Annotated in this window: 15 protein-coding genes; 11 read left to right on the top strand and 4 right to left on the bottom strand. The window is 70.8% G+C overall.

Annotation, left to right across the window (positions count from 1 at the left end):
- Window positions 1-101: 101 nt before the first annotated feature.
- Together ACO073_RS06295 and ACO073_RS06290 are read right to left on the bottom strand one after the other, a co-directional pair.
- On the bottom strand, window positions 102-1,076 hold the full coding sequence (locus tag ACO073_RS06295) for a Bug family tripartite tricarboxylate transporter substrate binding protein (RefSeq protein ID WP_421996300.1): 975 nt from the start codon (window positions 1,074-1,076) through the stop codon (window positions 102-104).
- A gap of 20 nt (window positions 1,077-1,096) precedes the next feature.
- The gene (locus ACO073_RS06290; RefSeq protein WP_421996299.1) at window positions 1,097-2,497 is read right to left on the bottom strand and encodes a sulfatase-like hydrolase/transferase; all 1,401 of its coding nucleotides are present in this window, start codon (window positions 2,495-2,497) and stop codon (window positions 1,097-1,099) included.
- Between the two features lie 121 nt (window positions 2,498-2,618).
- Between ACO073_RS06290 and ACO073_RS06285 the strand changes: the two genes are divergently transcribed.
- From ACO073_RS06285 to ACO073_RS06270, 4 genes are all read left to right on the top strand, one after another.
- Entirely contained in the window at window positions 2,619-3,830 is a 1,212-nt protein-coding gene (locus ACO073_RS06285; protein ID WP_421996298.1) for a CaiB/BaiF CoA transferase family protein, read from the top strand.
- A complete protein-coding gene (locus ACO073_RS06280; protein WP_421996297.1) occupies window positions 3,827-5,044 on the top strand; it encodes a CaiB/BaiF CoA transferase family protein in 1,218 nt (405 codons plus the stop codon). Before ACO073_RS06285 ends, ACO073_RS06280 begins: the two co-directional genes overlap by 4 nt.
- Before the next feature lie 6 nt (window positions 5,045-5,050).
- The gene (locus tag ACO073_RS06275) at window positions 5,051-5,440 is read left to right on the top strand and encodes a VOC family protein (RefSeq protein ID WP_421996296.1); all 390 of its coding nucleotides are present in this window, start codon (window positions 5,051-5,053) and stop codon (window positions 5,438-5,440) included.
- A 157-nt stretch (window positions 5,441-5,597) separates the two neighbouring features.
- A complete protein-coding gene (locus ACO073_RS06270) occupies window positions 5,598-8,867 on the top strand; it encodes an adenylate/guanylate cyclase domain-containing protein (RefSeq protein WP_421996295.1) in 3,270 nt (1,089 codons plus the stop codon).
- Window positions 8,868-9,305: 438 nt separating this feature from the next.
- Here ACO073_RS06270 and ACO073_RS06265 read toward each other — a convergent pair whose 3' ends face one another.
- Together ACO073_RS06265 and ACO073_RS06260 are read right to left on the bottom strand one after the other, a co-directional pair.
- The gene (locus ACO073_RS06265) at window positions 9,306-12,377 is read right to left on the bottom strand and encodes a cytochrome P450 (RefSeq protein WP_421996294.1); all 3,072 of its coding nucleotides are present in this window, start codon (window positions 12,375-12,377) and stop codon (window positions 9,306-9,308) included.
- Complete coding sequence (locus tag ACO073_RS06260) at window positions 12,355-13,026, bottom strand: hypothetical protein (protein WP_421996293.1); 672 nt, start codon at window positions 13,024-13,026, stop codon at window positions 12,355-12,357. The genes ACO073_RS06265 and ACO073_RS06260 overlap by 23 nt, the downstream gene beginning before the upstream one ends.
- 164 nt (window positions 13,027-13,190) lie before the next feature.
- Between ACO073_RS06260 and ACO073_RS06255 the strand changes: the two genes are divergently transcribed.
- From ACO073_RS06255 to ACO073_RS06225, 7 genes are all read left to right on the top strand, one after another.
- Entirely contained in the window at window positions 13,191-13,523 is a 333-nt protein-coding gene (locus tag ACO073_RS06255) for an Mpo1-like protein (protein WP_421996292.1), read from the top strand.
- 47 nt (window positions 13,524-13,570) lie between these two features.
- Window positions 13,571-13,966, top strand: a complete 396-nt coding sequence (locus ACO073_RS06250; protein ID WP_421996291.1) for a VOC family protein — start codon at window positions 13,571-13,573, stop codon at window positions 13,964-13,966.
- A gap of 105 nt (window positions 13,967-14,071) precedes the next feature.
- A complete protein-coding gene (trxA, locus tag ACO073_RS06245; protein ID WP_421996290.1) occupies window positions 14,072-15,001 on the top strand; it encodes a thioredoxin in 930 nt (309 codons plus the stop codon).
- 13 nt (window positions 15,002-15,014) lie between these two features.
- Window positions 15,015-15,728, top strand: coding sequence for an LON peptidase substrate-binding domain-containing protein (locus ACO073_RS06240; protein ID WP_421996289.1), 714 nt, complete (start codon window positions 15,015-15,017; stop codon window positions 15,726-15,728).
- 61 nt (window positions 15,729-15,789) lie between these two features.
- Window positions 15,790-16,008: a Trm112 family protein gene (locus ACO073_RS06235; protein WP_421996288.1), complete on the top strand. Its 219-nt coding sequence runs from the start codon at window positions 15,790-15,792 to the stop codon at window positions 16,006-16,008.
- The gene (locus ACO073_RS06230) at window positions 16,005-16,421 is read left to right on the top strand and encodes a gamma-butyrobetaine hydroxylase-like domain-containing protein (RefSeq protein ID WP_421996287.1); all 417 of its coding nucleotides are present in this window, start codon (window positions 16,005-16,007) and stop codon (window positions 16,419-16,421) included. Before ACO073_RS06235 ends, ACO073_RS06230 begins: the two co-directional genes overlap by 4 nt.
- A gap of 7 nt (window positions 16,422-16,428) precedes the next feature.
- Window positions 16,429-17,679 carry a flavin-dependent oxidoreductase gene (locus tag ACO073_RS06225; protein WP_421996286.1) on the top strand — a complete coding sequence of 417 codons (1,251 nt, stop codon included), beginning with the start codon at window positions 16,429-16,431 and terminating at the stop codon, window positions 17,677-17,679.
- Window positions 17,680-17,819 lie beyond the last annotated feature (140 nt).

Raw genomic sequence — 17,819 nt, 5'->3', positions numbered from 1 at the left:
GGGGGAGAGGCTGGGTGAGAGGGTTGCACCCGTCGATTCCCCCTCACCTGACCTCTCCCCCTGGCGGGGGAGAGGAACAGGAAAGACGGGGAAATCCGACCCTACTTGTCCGAGGAGGCGCCCGACGTCTTGATGATCGGCAGCCACAGCGTCAGGTCGTCGCTGACCAGCTTCTCGGCGGCGGCGGGCGTGAGCGGCGGCAGCATGTCGATGCCCTGGGCCTTCATCTTCTCGCGCACCGGCGGCTGGGCGGCGATGCGATTGAGCTCGGCGTTGAACTTGTCGAGGACAGGCGCGGGCACCCCGGCCGGCACCGCGAAGCCCATCCAGGTGTTCACGACATAGTCCTTCACGCCCGCTTCCATCATGGTCGGCACGTCCGGCAGCAGCTCCGAGCGCGTGGCGCTGGTGACCGCGAGCGGCTTCAGCTTGCCGCCCTTGATCAGGCCGATCACCGTCGGCGTGTTGAACATGCCCATCACGACCTCGCCGTTGGCGACGCCCTGGATGCCGGCGGGCGTGGCGCGGTAGGGCACGTGCTGCAGCTTCACGCCCGTGCGCATCTCGAGCAGCACGCCCGACATGTGGTGGCTGGTGCCGACGCCGCCCGACGAGTAGGTGAGCTCGCCCGGCTTGGCGCGCGCCTGCGCCAGCAGGTCGGCGACAGTCTTGGCCGGATTGTCGGGATGGACGATCAGCACGTTCGACACGCCGCCGCTCACCGCGACCGGCTTCAGGTCCTTGAGCGAATCGTAGCCGGGCGTCTTGTAGAGGCCCATGTTGAAGACCATCGTGCCTTGCGAGACGAGGGCGAAGGTATAGCCGTCGGCCGGCGCCCGCGCCGCCTCGGCCGTGGCGATGGTGCCGCCGGCGCCGGTCTTGTTGTCGACCACCACCGTCTGGCCGACCGACTTGCCGAGCTCGTCGGCGAAGATGCGGGCGACGATGTCGGCCGTCGAGCCCGGGGCCAGCGGCACGATCATCCGGATCGACTTGGAGGGCCAGGCGTCGGCGCGCGCCCCGCCGCTTGCCGCCGCCGCCAGCGTCGCGCCGAGAAATGCCCGTTTCGTCAACATGTTCCTGCTCCTTCGTCCGTTCAAAGTCCGACCGACCGGGCGACGAGCTGCGCCAGCTGCCGGCGCAGGCGCGCGACGGTGCCGCGCTCGCCGCGCTTGCCGATCAGGTTGTGCATCTCGTAGGGGTCGGCCTTGAGGTCGTAGAGTTCGTCGCACTCCACGCCGTCGAGCGACTTCTGCGTCCAGTGGATGTACTTGTGACGCCGCGTGCGGATCGCCTTGTAGCTCATGCCGATGAGCCACGGCATGGCGTTCTCGCTGAAATACTCGCACATGAAGGACGAACGCCAGCCGGTCCGCCGGCCGGGCCTCGACAGCGGCCGCAGCGACAGGCCCTGCATGTGCTCGACGTCCGTCTTTTTGCCGCCGGCCAGGTCGACGACGGTCGGCGCGATGTCGAGCGCCAGCACGAGGTCGTCCCTCACCGTGCCCGGCTTGAACCAGGCGGGATAGCGCACCAGGAACGGCGACTTGATGCCCTCCTCGTAGGCAAAGCGCCGCTCCGGCCCCAGCCCGTGCTCGCCGAAGAAGTAGCCGTTGTCGCCGAGGAACAGGATGAACGTGTCGTCGAGCTGCCCGGTCTCCTCCAGCGCGGCGAACACCTGGCCCACGCCCTCGTCGACCGAAGCCATCATGGCGGCGCGCAGGCGGATCTCCTCGTCGGAGCCCGCCTTGATGCCGTCGAGGACCTTGCGCGAGGCCGCGTTGCCCTTGAGGTCGAAGGCCTCCTTCCAGGCCGGCTTGTCCTTCACCACCTCGGCCAGCGGCAGGGCGTTGGGCCGGCGCGGGAAGTGCTCGCCCTTGTAGAGGTCGGCGTGCCGCTCGGGCACGCGATAGCCGCCCTTGCTGAGATCGATCGTGCCGTCCGGCGCCTGGAAGGCGTCGGGATGCACCGCCTTGTGGGCGAAGAACAGGGCGAAGGGCTTGCTGCGCTTCTGCTTCAGGAAATCGACGGCATGGGCGTTCAGCAGGTCGGTGATGTAGCCCTTGTGCTGGCGCTCCTTGCCGTCGATGTTCAGCACCGGGTCGACGATCGACCCGTGCCCGGGGAAGCTGACCCAGCGGTCGTAGCCGGGCCGCGGCCCGCCGGAGTTGCCCATGTGCCACTTGCCGACATGGGCCGTCTCGTAGCCCAGCTTCTGCAGGATGCCGTGATAGTTCGGCAGGCGGTGGCTGTGCGCGTCGCGCGCCACGTTGTCGATGATGCCGTGGCGGCTGGCGTACTGGCCCGTGATGATCGAGGCGCGGTTGGGCGAGCACAGCGGCGTCGTGTGGAACGCCGAGGTGAACATCGCCCCCTCGCGCGCGATCCGGTCGATGTGCGGCGTCTTCATGAACGGATGGCCGCAGATCCCGACCTCGTCGAACCGCAGGTCGTCGATCAGGACGATGATGAAATTCGGTTTGCGCTTCCCAGCCACAGAGTCCCCCACACCATTGCATTGCCAAGCACGCCGCGTGCCGAAACCAAGCTACCGGCCGGCCTTGACGGACGCCAGAGCGTCGCGCCCTTATCGCCCGAACCACAGTCGGGGACCATCAATGACCGAGTCCGGCCTGCCGCTGGCAGGATTGCGCGTGCTGGATGTGAGTTCGTTCATCGCCGCTCCCGCCGCGGCGGTCGTGCTGGGCGACTGGGGCGCCGACGTCATCAAGGTCGAGGGACCCGACGGTGACCCCAACCGCCGCATCATGCTCGATTCGTCGAACTACCCGAAGGGCGCGGTCAACTATCCGTGGCAGATGGATTCGCGCAACAAGCGCTCGATCGTGCTCGATCTCAAGCAGCCCGCCGCGCGCGCGGCGCTCGACCGGCTGATCGCCGTCTCCGACGTGCTGATCTGCAACTTCCCGCCGCCGGTCCGCGACAAGCTGCGCCTGGGCTACGACGACGTGAAGGCGGTCAACCCGCGGCTGATCTACGCCTCGCTCACCGGCTACGGCGAGACCGGTCCCGACCGCGACCGGCCGGGCTTCGACGTCACCGCCTACTTCGCCCGCTCGGGCCTGCTCGACGCCCAGCGCTACGAGGACGGGCCGCCCGGCGTGCCTGTCCCCGCCCAGGGCGATCGCGCGACCGCCATGACCCTGGTGTCGGCCATCCTCATGGGCCTGATGCAGCGCGCCAGGACCGGCGAGGGCTCGTGGGTCGGCACCTCGCTCCTGGGCAACGGCCTGTGGTCGTGCGGCGTGGTCGCCCAGGCGGCACTGGTCGACGCCTACCTGCCGCCGCGGCCGCCGCTCGACCGGCCGCGCTCGGCGCTGGGCAGCATCTACCGGACCGCCGACGACCGCTGGCTGCAGCTCACGATCGTGCGCGAGGACCGGATGTGGCCCGGCATCTGCCAGACGATCGAGCGACCCGAGCTGGAGACCGATCCGCGCTTCGCCACGCTCGAGGAACGCCGCCGGCGCTCCGGCGAGCTGGCCGCCATCCTGCGCGACGCCTTCGCCGGCCGGGACTACGAGCACTGGCGGCGGACGATGGCGGCGCACGGCATCACCTTCGGCGTCATCAGCCGGCCGCAGGACATTCCCGACGACCAGCAGGCCGTCGCCTGCGGCGCCGTGGTCGAGACGGCGATCCCCGACATGCCGCGCACGCTGAGCAATCCCATCCGGCTGGGCTTCGCCGAGCAGAAGGCGGCCCGGCCGGCGCCGGCGCTCGGCGAGCACAGCGACCAGGTGCTGGCCGAGGCGGGCCTCTCGGCCGGGGAGATCGCGGCGCTGCGCCAGAGCGGTGCAGTGCGATGAGCGGCGAGCCGTCGGACGGGCCGCTCGCCGACCTCAAGGTCCTCGACATCAGCTCGTTCATCGCCGCGCCCGCGGCGGCGGCGGCGCTGGGCGATTTCGGCGCCGCCGTGATCAAGGTCGAGCCGCCGGGCGACGGCGACCCCCATCGCAACAGCTTCCGCAACGCCAGCTACCCGCAGAGCGACCGGAACTTTCCCTGGCAGCTCGACGGCCGCCACAAGCGGTCGATCGCGCTCGACCTCAAGCACGATGCCGCCCGTCCCGTGCTCGAGCGGCTGATCGCCTGGGCCGACGTCATGATCGTCAACTTCCCGCCGCCGGCGCGCGAGCGGCTGCGGCTGCGCTGGGAGGACGTGCAGGCGCTCAACCCGCGGCTCGTCTACTGCTCGCTGACCGGCTACGGCGAGACCGGACCGGACCGCGACCGGCCGGGCTTCGACGTCACCGCCTATTTCGGCCGCTCGGGCATCCTCGACGCAGCGCGCTACGAGGACGGGCCGCCCGGCCTGTCCCTGCCGGCCCAGGGCGACCGCGCCACCGCCATGACGCTGGTCGCCGCCATCCTGCTCGGCCTGCGCCAGCGCGACCGCACCGGCGAAGGCTGCTGGGTGGGCACGTCGCTCTACGCCAATGGCGTATGGGCCAACGGCACCTCGGCCGCCGGGGCGCTGGTCGGTGCCGCCCTGCCGCCGCGCCAGTCCCCGGACCGGCCGCGCAACGCGCTGACCAACCTCTATCGCACCCGCGACGATCGCTGGCTGCAGCTCCTGCTGGTGCGCGACGACCGGCTGTGGCCGGCGCTGTGCGCCGCCATCGGGCGTCCCGACCTCGCCACCGATCCCCGCTTCGGCTCCCGGCCCGACCGGCGCACGCACGCGCTCGCGCTGGCCGGCGAGCTGGTCCCCGTCTTCGCCGCCCGGGACTATGCCGACTGGGAGCGGGCCTTCGCCGGCACCGGCATCCCGTTCGGCGTCATCGGCCGGCTGGCCGACGTGGTCGAAGACGAGCAGGCCGGGCACGCCGGCATCTTCGCCGAGACCGACAATCCCGAGGTCCCGCGCACCGTCAACAACCCGATCCGTCTGGGCTTCGCTGAGCCGCGCCGGCCGGGCGCGCCGCCGGCGGTCGGCGAGCACAGCGAGGAGGTGCTGCGCGAAGCAGGCTTCAGCGCCGGCGACGTCGAGGCGATCCGCAAGTCGGGCGCGCTGGGCTGAGGGCACATGCAGCTCGGCCTCGTCTCGCTCATCGTGAAGGAGTACGACCCCGCGATCGACTTCTTCGTCCGCATCCTGGGATTCGACCTGGTCGAGGACGTCCCGTCGCTCACCAACCGGGGGCAGCCGAAGCGGTGGGTCGTCGTGCGCCCGCCGGGTGCCGAGACGGGACTGCTGCTGGCCCGGGCGGACGGCGAAGAGCAGGCCCGCCACGTCGGCAACCAGTTCGCCGGCCGCGTCGGACTCTTCCTCAAGGTCGACGATTTCGGCGCCGCCTACGAGCGCATGACGGAAGCGGGCGTGACTTTCGTGACCCCGCCGCGCACCGAATCCTATGGGCGGGTGGCGGTCTTCCTCGATATCGCGGGGAACAAGTGGGACCTTCTCGGCGCCTGACGATCGCAGGCGCACCGGAACAGGGGCCTTGCCTTGGCCGGGCGCCCTGGGGTAGCTCGCCGGGGCCGGGTCGGCCGCCGCGGACCGGCCCCACCGATCCTCGCTTTCGTTGCTATCATGGCGGGCTTTCCCGCCCTTGCCGCTGACGGACAGGCGCATGTCGACGGACATCGAATCTTGGCTCGACACACTCGGGCTCGGCCAGTACGCCGCGACCTTCGCGGCGAACGCGATCGACCTCGACATCGTCGGCGACCTCACCGACGCCGACCTCGTCACCCTCGGCGTGACGGCGCTCGGCCATCGCAAGCGGCTGCTCAACGCCGTCGCGGCGCGGCAGCAGCCGCGCATCGACAACTTCATCGTCGGCCTCGAATCGCTGCAGTCCAGCCTGCGCGGCCGCCACCAGGCGGAGCGGCGCCAGGTCACCGTGCTGTTCTGCGACCTGGTCGGCTCGACCGAGCTCGCCTCGCGCCTCGACCCCGAGGAGCTGGCCCCGATCATCGACCGCTACCACGCGACGGCGGGCGAGACGGTGCGCCAGATGGGCGGCCATGTGGCGCGGCTGCTCGGCGACGGCGTGATGGCGCTGTTCGGCTGGCCGACCGTGCGCGAGGACGATGCCGAGCGCGCCGTCGCCGTCGGCCTCGAGCTGATCGAGCAGGTGTCGCGCCTGCCGACGCAGGAGGGCGAGACGCTGGCGGTGCGCGTCGGCGTCGCCACCGGGCTGGTGGCGATCGGCTACGGCGTCGAGGGCGGCGACGGCGGCATCTCCGGCGACACGCCCAACATCGCCGCCCGCCTGCAGGGCGAAGCCGCGCCCAACGGCATGGTCGTCTCGCCGCTGACGGCGCGCCTGGCCGGCCGTTCGTTCCGCTACCGCAGCCTGGGCGAGCGCCAGCTGCGCGGCATCGGGGCGCCGATCGAGATCTTCGAGGTCAGCGGCGCGCGCTCGTCGCTCAACCGCTTCAAGGCGCTGCGGGCGCGCTCGACGGCGCCGCTGGTCGGCCGCAGCGAGGAGGTCGAGCTGCTGCTGAGCCGCTGGCGGCGCGCCAACGCCTCGGAAGGCCAAGTCGTGCTGCTGTCGGGCGACGCCGGCATCGGCAAGTCGCGGCTGCTGCAGACGATGCGCGAGCGGATCGGCAACGCGACCGTGCTGAGCTACCAGTGCTCGCCGCTGCATCAGGACATGGCGCTGTTCCCGGTCGTCCACGAGATGAGCCGCGCCGTCGCCCTGGACGGCAAGCAGACGCCCGAGCAGAAGGTCGCCCGGGTGGTCGCCTGGCTGCACGCCTCCGGCCTCGAGCCCGGCGACGACCTGCCCCTCCTCTGCCATCTGCTGAACATCGACTCGCCGGCGCACCGGCTCTCCGGCGTCGCGCCGCGCCAGATCCGCGAGCGCATGGTCGCGATGCTGTCGCGCCAGTTCTTCAGCCTGGCCCGCACCGGCCCGGTGCTGGCCATCGTCGAGGACGTCCAGTGGATCGACCCGACGATGGAAGACCTGCTGATCGACATCCAGCGCAGCGTCGGCCAGTCGCGCGCGATGCTCTTCGCCACCAGCCGCGATCCCTTCTCGTCGCGCTGGCATGTCGCCGGCCACACGATCGACCTTCGCCTCGACCGGCTGAGCGGCGCCGACAGCCGCCGGCTGATCCACGCCATCGCCGGCGACCGTCTTTCGGACGCCGTACAGGCCGGCATCGCGACCCGCGCCGAGGGCGTGCCGCTCTATCTCGAGGAACTCACCCTCACCCTGATCGAATCGGGCCAGTCGCCCGAGCTGCGCGAGGTGCCGACCAGCCTGCACGCGCTGCTGGCGGCCAGGCTCGACAAGCTGGCCGAGGCCAAGCCGCTGCTGCAGGTCGGCTCGGTGTTCGGCCGCCAGTTCGCGGTCGCCGACCTGCAGGCCGTCTCGGGCTGCGACGATGCCGAGCTGCGCGCCATGATCGACCGGTCGGTCGGCGCGGGCCTCCTGCAGGAGGCCGAACGCGGCAACGACAAGATCCTCGCCTTCAAGCATGCGCTGGTGCAGGACGCAGCCTATGGCGGCCTGCTCAACAGCGAGAAGCGGCGCCTGCACGGCACGGTGCTGGCCCATTTCGAGAAGCACAAGGACTGGCTGTCGGCCGGCGCCGGGCTGGCCGTGCTGGCCTCCCACGCCGAGCGCGGCGAGGTCTGGGACAAGGCGGCCCGCTATCTCATCGCCTCGCTGGACCAGGCGATCAGGAGCTCGGCGAACCACGAGGCCGTGGCGCTCTACGACCGCACGCTGAAGGCGCTCGAGCAGCTGCCGCCGTCCGCCTCGGCGGCGCCGGCCGTCGATGCCCGCCTGCACGTCTTCAGCCCGCTGCTGGCGCTGGGCCAGATCGAGCGCCTGGTCGAGGTCATGCACCAGGCGACGGCGCTGGCCCACGAGCTCGGCGACAAGCGGCGCATGGCCGCCACCACCAGCCAGCTCGCGAGCGCGCTGTGGCTCGCCGGCAAGCATGCGACGGGCCTGCGCTCGGCCGAGGAGGCGGTGCGGCTGGCCAACGAGCTGGACGATTTCGTGCTGCGCCTGTCGGCGCGGTTCAACCAGGCCAACCTGCTGCACGCGACCGGCGAGATCGGCGATGCCGCGCGACTCTACGGCGAGATCATCGACAGCCTGCCCGGCGAGCTGCAGCTCAAGCGCTTCGGCTGGCCGGGAATTCCGAGCGTGCTGTCGCGCGGCCTGCTCACCTGGTCGCTGGTCACGCTGGGCGACTTCGAGCGGGCGCGCCGGACCAAGGACGAGGCGATGGCGCTGGTCGACCGCGTTCGCGAGCCCTACTCGATGGTCTATGCCTACATGGGCCAGGGCCTCTATTTCGCGGCGGTCGGGAAGGCGGCCGAGGCGATCGAGTCCTTCGAGGCGGCCCATCGCATCACCCAGCAGGCCGACATCGTGCTGCCGATCTCCACGGCCTGGCTGGGCGCGGCCTACGTGCAGGGCGGCCGGGCGACCGACGCGCTGGCCCTTCTGCTCGACGCCGAGCGCAAGAGCGCCTACCGCTCGGGCGGCCTCTACAACTCGATCCACCACTATTCGGCGCTGGCCCAGGCCCATCTCGCGGTCGGCGATCTCGCGGCGGCCTACACCGCCATCTCGCGCGCCGAGGAGATCGCCGAGGAGACCGGCGAGATGGCCCATCTCGCCTCCGCCCTCTGCATCCGCGGCGCCATCGAGGCGGCCGATCCGGCGACCCTGCCGCAGGCCGCCGCGGCCTGCTACCGCCGCGCCATCGAGATCGCGCGCCCGCGCGGCCTCAGGCCGTTGATCGCGACCGCCCTCGTCGGCCTGGCCCGCAGCAGTGCCCGGGCCGGCGACGACGCGACGGCAGCGACCCACGAGGCCGAGGCGAGCCGCCTGAACGACGAACTCGGCCTCGTCCTGCCGCGCTAGCGCGACGAGCTGAGATCAACCCGCCAGGGGCGCGCCACTCCGTGGATGTGAAGCTATCGGAGCACGTCCGAGCAGTGACAATCGGGTTCCTCTCCCCCGTGAGGGGGAGAGGCTAGGTGAGGGGGGAGAAAGCTGCCCGCAGCCCCTCACCCCACCTCTCCCCCTCACGGGGGAGAGGAGCATGAGGAAGAAAGCGCTCTTTCGCTGCCGGATGGCGCGCCCGCTCCCATAACTTCACGTGCTCTCCGTGGCGCGTCGTTGGACCGCGGACCTTCAGGTCCGCATCCTGAGCGGACCTGGAGGTCCGCGCTCCGATAGCTTCCAACTTCTCCGCGGCGCTCATGGGCTGTCGTTGCAAAGACGCGCCACTAGCGGCGGAGACTACTCCGCCTGAAGTGGCGCGCCCCCGGCAATGAGCCGATCCAATGTCATCACGCTTCAGTTTGCGACCGGCGCGAACCGGATCCTGAGCCGGGTCCAGCGGTTGAGCGGGTCGCGGTCGGTGCCGGGCACGCCGGCGGCGCGGCGCAGATCGCGCAGGCCGATCAGCGGCCGCACCATCTCGCGCACGACCGGCGCGCCGATCGAGGCGCCCTTGCATTCGTGCGGTCCGGCGCCGAACACCAGGTAGTTCGCCGGGTCGCGCTGCGCCGCGTCGGTCAGGAAGCGATCGGGCTCGGGGAAGACGCGCGGATCGAACATCGCCGTCTTGAGCAGCACCACCACGGTCGATCCCTTGGGGATGACCTGGCCGCCCAGCAGCGTGTCGGCGGTGCACTGGCGGAACACCGCCGGCGCGACCGGGCTGAAGCGCAGCGTCTCGCGCACGATGGCGTCGAGCGCGGCATCGTCGTAGCGCCGCGACGGATCGACGATGTCCGGATGGTCGAGCAGGTAGTCGATGACGTTGGGCGCCGCCTGGGCGAGCGTCCCGGCCGACCCCACGATCAGCTCGGCCACGATCAGGCGGACGACCGTGGCGAAACGCTCGGGCGTCATCCCGTAGGCCGTCGGGTCGAGCGACATCAGGCATTGCAGCAGCGTCTGCCGCGGATTGCGCGGCCCGATCCCGGCGATCAGCCCGTCGAGATGGCGGAAGAACTCGGCGGTCGTTCGGCGCGCCAGTCCCGCCAGCTCGCCGGCGTTGACGATGTTCGAGAAGACGTGGGTGAACGCGGTCTGCGCCCAGGCCTGCAGCGTGGTGAACGGCACGTCCTGCGGCGGCACCGGCGGCAATGTCGCCAGCCAGTCGCGCGGAACGTCGCTGATCTCCGCCCGGGCGAACTGCGAGGCGACGAACGCCGGCGAGATCCAGCTCGGTCCGGTCACGCCGAAGTAGCCCTGGGCGACGGCCATGGGCACGACCAGCGAGACGTGGCGCACCACGTCGAGCGCACCCGCCGGGCCGTGGCGGGCGAGGATGGCGCGCATCGCCTGCTGGGCGATGACCGACCAGGACGGCCGGCCGTGCCGATGGGCCGCCTCGGCCCACATCTTCAGACGCGTCGTCCGCTCGGGATGGCCTTCCGGCATGCCGAGCATCAGCTGCTCGCCCTCGCAGATCTGGCGCATGCGACGGTCCATGTCGCTCAGCGCGAAGCGCCGGTCGTCGGCGAGCACGCGCTGCACGTACTTGTGGCGGCCGACCAGCACGAGCTGCGGCAGCGACGGCGGCCGGATCCAGGCCGGCCTGCCATCGGGCAGGAGCGCGGCACGGCCGAACTGCACCAGCGCCTCGAGGTCGATCTTCGGCGTCCGGTCGAGGCTGGGATTGACCGCGACCGGATCCGGCGGGGTCGGGAAGGTCTCGCCGTCGGCGAGCTTCTGCAGGGCCGGCAGCGACGGCACGAAGAAGTAGTCGCCGCCCAGCACCTTCACGAAGCGCGGCACGTGCGTGTAGGGCGCGACCCGTCCGGGGGCCACGAACGTATCCTCGAGGTCGCCCTCGTTGGCGCCGGTGACGGGGCAGCGGCCGATCCCGGCCTGGCCCATGAACTCGCCGACGTTCAGCCAGCGCGTCTGCAGGAACTCGAACTGCTGGTCGATGCGCGCGCACATGGCCACGAAGAGCAGGCCGCGCGAGCGGCCGTCGGCCGGCGCGTCGTACGGCAGGAAGTCGCCGTAGGTGATCGAGCGCCGCCACAGGCGGTGCCGCCGTGCCTCGTCGCGATGGTTGGTGTCGCGCGGATTGACGCGGCGGGCATGCGCGCCGAGCGGGCAGGACGCACCGAGCGGATCGGCGTCGGCATAGCGGAAGTCGTTGATGGTCCGATCGTCGCCGACTTCGGTCGGCCAGCGCTGCGACGTCACCAGCGACGCGCCGTCGGGCCAGCGGCCCATCATCTGGGCCGCCAGCAGCGATTCGCCGCCTGTCCGGCCGGCCTGCTGCACGAGATAGCGGCGGAAGCCCGCGACATCCTGCTCGAGCTTGCGGAACACCATGTAGGTGCCGTCCTGGCGCAGCTCGGGATGGGCCGGACGCGCCTGCACCAGCCCGTCCTCGTCGCGATGGCCGAGCAGCAGCTCGCCGAGCGCGATCGGATCCCATGTCCCGTCGGGTCGCGGCGTGCCGCCGCCGGGCGGCGGCAGGCGCGGCGCGCCGAGATCGGCACCGGCGAACGGCTGGCTGATGCCGTCGCGGAAGCCGAAATGCTCGATGCGATGGCGCGGATTGAGCGGGCTCGGGATGCGCTCGCCCAGCTCGGTGTGGAGGATGCGCAGGCCGGAACCCGGCAGCTTCTCGAGAAGCTCGCCGATCGGCCCCCTGGGCAGCCCGCCGGGCGTCATCCCGTCGAACAGTCCCATGCCGAGCCGCGCCGGCAGGTCGTCGCCTTCCGGCGCCGACTGCAGGCTCACCATGAGGACGCCATGGACCTCGCGGTTGCCCAGCCAGCCGTCCCAGTGCTCGGGCGCCGAGGCGCCGACATCGCCCAGCCGCGCCGCGCGCGCCGCCATGCCGTCGCGGAAATCCTCGGGAAAGCTCGCCAGGGTGTTGGCGTCGACGCCGAGCGCCCGCAGGCCGGGCCAGGTGAAGGCGATGTTCCAGCTGGCCGGCGTGACGCTGCGGTTGCCCTGCTCGTCGTAGCGGTGCGCCTCGGCCTCCGACCAGAAGCGGCGGGCCTCGGGCGGCAGGCCGAGCAGGCCCTCGCCCGCGCCGCCCGACGCCGCCGGCGGCTCGACCAGGCTGCCGACCAGACGGCGGAAGGCGGGCGCGTCGGTGATGCGGAAGAAGAAGTAGTGCGCCTGGTGCGGGTTGACGCTGCGGATGACGTTGGACTGAACGGCATCCGGCGTGAAGGGTGCGGAGGCCTCGCCCGCCGTGTCACCGGCAGCCGACGCGCGCGCATCGGCGACGCGCGCGGGCGCCGGTTCCTCCCCCGGGCGCGCCGGGGAGCGGCGCGCCGTCGGGGAAAACAGCACCACCTCTCCGGCGGCGGGATGGGCCGGGCAGCCGGCCGGCGGCGCCGCGTCGGCGGCGGGGATCGTCCTAGTTTCCTTCGGCGCGGGCATAGATCCCTCCCTCGTGCGGGAAGTCGGTGGGATAGACCGAGTTCTCGGCCAGGAAGGCGTCGAGCAGACCGGCCACGTCGGGAACGGTCGAGCCGTCGGGCTGGCGCGTCTGCGCCACGAAGGCGTCGAAGGCACGCTTGAAGCGCTGGAGCTGCCGGATGCGGCCGACCGTCAGCTCGGGATAGGCGGCGTAGAAGGCGTGTGTCGGGATCTGGTGCTGCTTGGCGTAGTCCCAGTAGGTCTCGAAGCTGCGGGCGCCGCCCTCGGGCCAGTGCTCGCAGTTGCCCCAGATGCGATCGACATCGTCGCCGAGGAACACGGAGAACTCGCGCAGATAGTCCTTCACGTCGCCGTCGAAGTTGGACGTGAAGAACAACCAGGAGCGCAGCGTCGGGTTGGCCGGATCGACGTTCGAGTTCTGCAGGTACTGGGCCGGGCGCAGGATCAGCCAGCGCGCGAAATGGATCGTCGGCATGCGGCCGATCGGGGTCGGCACGTGGTCCAGCACCCGACGCTGCACCGATTCCAGAGCCGACGCCAGGCGCTGCTCGTAGGTGCGCCCTTCGCCGGGCACCAGCCCCGGCGTGATGGGCGTAAAAAGGGTGACCTCGGTCGCCCGACCGATCGACGTGGATCTGGCCCACTCCATGCGTGCCCCCGCGAGTCTACTTCAAGTTGCGAATGCGGCCGGATACTCTTCGCCGGCGCCTTCCCCTGTCAATCGAAGCCGGAGGCAACGCCCGGCCGCTCGCGTGAATTTGCGGTTGCGGCCGGCGGTGTCGCGGCCCACGTTTTTCGGGGAGGCAGGTGGCCATGGCAAGTCCCTATCGATCGTATGACGAATTCTGGTCCTTCTATCTGCGGGAGCACAGCAAGCCGCAGACGAGGGTGCTTCACTACGTCGGCACCATCCTGTCGATCGTGGTCCTGGCCTGGGCCATCGCGACCCAGAGCTGGTGGTGGCTGATCGCCGTTCCGGTGGCCGGCTATGCCTTCGCCTGGTTCGCCCATTTCTTCGTCGAGCGGAACAAACCGGCGACATTCGGCGCGCCCCTGTGGTCGCTGATGAGCGACTACCGCATGTGCTGGCTGTTCCTGACCGGCCGCCTGGGCCACGAGCTGACGAAGCACCAGATCCGCGGCTGAGCGCCAGTCGCTGGCCCACGGGCCGGCAGCGTGTACTCTCGTCGCCGATGCAATCACTTCCCGTCCTGCGCGTCGCCCGTCCGAGCGACGACATCGAGGCGCTGCTGCCGTTCTACGAGCAGGGCCTCGGCTTCACGGTCCTCTATCGCTTCGAGGACCATGACGGCTTCGACGGCGTGATGTTGGGGCACGCAAGCGCGCCCTACCATTTCGAGTTCACCCGCGCCCACGGACATGCGGCCGGCCGCGCGCCGACGTCCGACAACCTGCTGGTCTTCTACTTCCCGGACGAGGAGGAATGGACGGCCGCGGTGGCGCGAATGCGCGACGCGGGCTTCGCGGCCGTTCCCGCCTTCAATCCCTACTGGGATCGCGACGGGCTGACGTTCGAAGATCCCGACGGCTACCGCGTGGTGCTGCAGCGGGCCGCCTGGACCCGCTGAATCCGGCGATTTCGGCTCGCCCCACCGCCTGCCGCCACCCCTTGCGTCTACGGGATGCGGGGGCCACATTGCGTTTCGACGCAAAATTCCCCCGTTCGAGGATCCATGGAACCGATGCTGAAGGGCGCCGCGCCGCAGGCTGCCCCCGCCGACCTCATCAAGGACAGTGATCAGACCCAGTTCGCAAAGGACGTGCTCGAAGCCTCGCGCACCGTGCCGGTGATCGTCGACTTCTGGGCGCCGTGGTGCGGGCCGTGCAAGCAGCTCCAGCCGATGATCGAGAAGGTCGTCACCGCCGCCAAGGGCGCGGTGAAGCTGGTCAAGATCAACATCGACCAGAACCAGATGCTGGCGCAGCAGCTGCGCATCCAGTCGATTCCGGCCGTCTATGCCTTCTTCGGCGGGCGCCCGGTCGACGGCTTCATGGGCGCGGTGCCGGAAAGCCAGATCAAGCAGTTCGTCGACCGGCTGGTCCAGGCCGCCGGCGGCGCGGGCGTCGAGGGCGGCGACGAGATCGCCGAGCTGCTCGAGCATGCCAAGGCGGCGCTGGCGCAGAACGACCAGGACCTCGCGGCGCGCGTCTTCAGCGAGATCCTCGGCGTCGACCCGACCAACGTCACGGCGTTGGCGGGACTGGCGCGCTACCACGTGCAGACCGGCGACCTCGAGCAGGCCCGCGAGCTGCTCGGCCAGGTCGAGGCCAAGGACAAGACCAATGCCGAGGTCGTGGCGGTGCAGGCCTCGATCGATCTCGCCGAGAAGGCCAAGGAAGCCGGTCCGATCGACGACCTCAAGAGCAAGGCGGCGGCCGATCCCAAGGACATGCAGGCGCGGCTCGATCTCGCCATGGCCTACTGGGCCGGCAACCAGCGCCAGGAGGCGATCGACGAGCTGCTCGCCATGATCAAGGCGGACCGCAAGTGGAACGAGGAGGCGGCGCGTCAGCAGCTGCTCAAGTTCTTCGAGGCGCTGGGCTTCACCGACCCGCTGGCCGTCGACGGCCGCAAGCGGCTGTCGACCATCCTGTTCTCCTGATCGCGGCGCGGGCATGACCGAACAGATGCCCGTCCGCAATCCGTTCGCCGCGGTCTTCGAGCAGCTGCCCGAGACGCTGCCGATCTTCCCGCTGTCGGGCGTGCTTCTGCTGCCCGGCGGCAAGCTGCCGCTCAACATCTTCGAGCCGCGCTACCTCGCCATGATATTCGACGCCCTGGCGGGACACCGCATGATCGGCATGGTGCAGCCGACGCAGCCCGGCGGCTACGCCGGCGACGGGCTGCCGACCGACGGCGGCCCGCCCCCGGTGCAGCGGATCGGCTGCGCCGGCCGCATCACCAGCTTCAGCGAGACCGAGGACGGGCGCCTGCTGCTCAGCCTGACCGGCGTCTGCCGCTTCGAGATCGTGCGCGAGCTCGACCCCGCGCAGGGCGGCTACCGCCGCGTCTCGTCACTGTTCTCGCCCTACCGTGCCGATCTCGATCATGCCGACGAGCCGGTCGAGCTCGACCGCGAGCGGCTGATGGCGGCGCTCGCCGCCTACTTCCGGGCGCGCAACCTGTCGACCGACTGGGAAGCCGTGAAGAAGGCCGCCGATTCCAATCTCGTGACCTCGCTGTCGATGGTCCTGCCGTTCGGCCCGGCCGAGAAGCAGGCCCTGCTCGAGGCCCGCGATTCGACGGCCCGCGCCAAGCTGCTCGTCGCCTTCCTGGAGATGGCCGCCTTCGGCGCCGAGGGCGAGACGCCGCCCCGGCGGGCCAACTGACGGCCGCCGCCGCGGCGTGCTATAGCGGCGCCGACGACAGACGAAACGCGTGGCCCCAGCGATGAACCCTCCATCGGACGAGCCCGCGGCCCCGCGCCGCGGCGGCGTCGACCCCAAGCTGCTGGAAATCCTGGTCTGCCCGGCGACGCACGGTCCGCTGGAGTACGACGCGGAGGCCGGCGAGCTGATCAGCCGCAAGGCCGGCCTCGCCTATCCGATCCGCGACGGCATCCCGATCATGCTGGTGAGCGAGGCGCGTCAACTGCGGGACGTGCCGTGACGGCGGCCGACCGCTTCCCCAAGGCAACGCCCGACGGCGGCGGCTACGAGTCGGAATCGGCGCCGTGGCCGACCGAGCTGCGCCTGATCCGCGACGAGGCACGGCTCGAGGTCGAGTTCTCCGACGGGGTCACCCATGCCCTGCCGGCGGAGTACCTGCGGGTCGAGAGCCCGTCGGCCGAGGTGCAGGGCCATGGCCCCAGCCAGAAGCAGCTCGTGACCGGCCGGCGCCGGGTGAAGATCACGGAGATCGAGCCGGTCGGCCACTACGCCATCCGCCTGCTGTTCGACGACGGCCACGACACAGGCATCTACAGCTGGGCCTACCTGCGCGAGCTCGGCGACACCCGGCCGCAGCGCTGGGCCGCCTACGAGGCCGCGCTGGCCGCGCGCGGCCTCAGCAGGGATCGGTAGACCGGACATGAAGATCGCCATCGCCGGCGCCGGCATCGGCGGGCTGACCGCCGCCATGTGCCTCAGCCGCGCGGGGTTCGACGTCGAGGTCTTCGAGGCGGTGGGCGAGCTGCGGCAGCTCGGCGTCGGCATCAACATCCAGGCCGGCGCCGTGCGCGTGCTGTCGGGCCTCGGGCTGGAGCCCGCCCTGGCGGCCAGCGCCATCGAGACGCGCGAGCTGCGCTTCGCCAACCGCCATGGCCAGACGATCTGGGCCGATCCGCGCGGCCGCCATGCCGGCCTGCCGTGGCCGCAATTCTCGATCCATCGCGGCGAGCTGCAGATGATCCTGCACCAGGCCGCGGTCGGCATGCTGAAGCCCGGCGCGATCCGCTTCGGCCGCCGCCTCGCCGGCTTCGAGCAGAAGGGCGACAAGGTCGAGGCGCGCTTCATCGACCGCGCCGGCACCGTCGTCGACACGGCCGAGGCCGACATCCTGATCGGCGCCGACGGCATCCATTCCGCGGTCCGCGCCCAGTTCTTTCCCGACGAGGGCCCGCCGAAGTGGCAGGGCATCATGATGTGGCGCGGCGTCACGGTCGGCCCGCCGTTCCTCGGCGGCGCGACGATGGTGCAGGCCGGCCACCATACCCAGAAGTTCGTCTGCTACCCGATCAGCCGCGCCCATGCCGAGCGCGGCGAGGCGCTGATCAACTGGATCTGCGACCTCCACATGGGGGACGGCGCCACGCCGCCGCGCGAGGACTGGAACAGGCCCGGCCGGCTGGCGGACTTCCTGCCGCGCTTCGAGGGCTGGAACTTCGGCTGGCTCGACGTGCCGTCGGTCATCCGCAAGGCCCACGCGATCTTCGAGTTCCCCATGGTCGACCGCGATCCGCTGCCGCGGTGGAGCCACGGGCGCGTCACCCTGCTGGGCGACGCGGCGCATCCCATGTATCCGATCGGCTCGAACGGCGCCTCGCAGGCGATCTTCGACGGCGAGGCCATCGCGCAGGAACTCTCGGCGGGCGACGATCCCGAGGCCGCCCTGCAGCGCTACGAGCAGCGCCGGCTGCCGCCGACCGCGCGCATCGTCGAGAGCAACCGCCGCAAGGGCATCGACGTGATGCTCGATCTGGTCGAGCAGCGCGCGCCCGGCGGATTCACCGACCTCGACAGCGTGCTGCCGGCCGACGAGCTCGATCGTATCGTCGCCGACTACAAGAAGCTCGCCATCCAGGACCGGGAGACGCTGCTCAAGCTGGCGGAGCGGCAATAAAAAACCGGTCCCGCGAAGGACCGGCCGTGGTAGCGGTTTGTCCCGGCCATTACATCGCCGGCCGCCACCAGAAGAGAATATGGCATCCATCGGTGACAGGATTATGGCAGTGAGAGCCGATCATCCCGAGGTCCTTCGCT

Source organism: Reyranella sp. (assembly GCF_965229815.1).
Taxonomy (GTDB): Bacteria; Pseudomonadota; Alphaproteobacteria; order Reyranellales; family Reyranellaceae; genus Reyranella.
This window is presented reverse-complemented; position numbering and strand designations above follow the sequence as displayed.

What these genes read in the sequence shown, in the direction of transcription:
- ACO073_RS06295 (WP_421996300.1), bottom strand. Translation starts at nt 1,076, where the DNA reads ATGTTGACGAAACGGGCATTTCTCGGCGCGACGCTGGCGGCGGCGGCA.
- ACO073_RS06285 (WP_421996298.1), top strand. Translation starts at nt 2,619, where the DNA reads ATGACCGAGTCCGGCCTGCCGCTGGCAGGATTGCGCGTGCTGGATGTG.
- ACO073_RS06280 (WP_421996297.1), top strand. Translation starts at nt 3,827, where the DNA reads ATGAGCGGCGAGCCGTCGGACGGGCCGCTCGCCGACCTCAAGGTCCTC.
- ACO073_RS06275 (WP_421996296.1), top strand. Translation starts at nt 5,051, where the DNA reads ATGCAGCTCGGCCTCGTCTCGCTCATCGTGAAGGAGTACGACCCCGCG.
- ACO073_RS06270 (WP_421996295.1), top strand. Translation starts at nt 5,598, where the DNA reads ATGTCGACGGACATCGAATCTTGGCTCGACACACTCGGGCTCGGCCAG.
- ACO073_RS06265 (WP_421996294.1), bottom strand. Translation starts at nt 12,377, where the DNA reads ATGCCCGCGCCGAAGGAAACTAGGACGATCCCCGCCGCCGACGCGGCG.
- ACO073_RS06260 (WP_421996293.1), bottom strand. Translation starts at nt 13,026, where the DNA reads ATGGAGTGGGCCAGATCCACGTCGATCGGTCGGGCGACCGAGGTCACC.
- ACO073_RS06255 (WP_421996292.1), top strand. Translation starts at nt 13,191, where the DNA reads ATGGCAAGTCCCTATCGATCGTATGACGAATTCTGGTCCTTCTATCTG.
- ACO073_RS06250 (WP_421996291.1), top strand. Translation starts at nt 13,571, where the DNA reads ATGCAATCACTTCCCGTCCTGCGCGTCGCCCGTCCGAGCGACGACATC.
- trxA (WP_421996290.1), top strand. Translation starts at nt 14,072, where the DNA reads ATGGAACCGATGCTGAAGGGCGCCGCGCCGCAGGCTGCCCCCGCCGAC.
- ACO073_RS06240 (WP_421996289.1), top strand. Translation starts at nt 15,015, where the DNA reads ATGACCGAACAGATGCCCGTCCGCAATCCGTTCGCCGCGGTCTTCGAG.
- ACO073_RS06235 (WP_421996288.1), top strand. Translation starts at nt 15,790, where the DNA reads ATGAACCCTCCATCGGACGAGCCCGCGGCCCCGCGCCGCGGCGGCGTC.
- ACO073_RS06225 (WP_421996286.1), top strand. Translation starts at nt 16,429, where the DNA reads ATGAAGATCGCCATCGCCGGCGCCGGCATCGGCGGGCTGACCGCCGCC.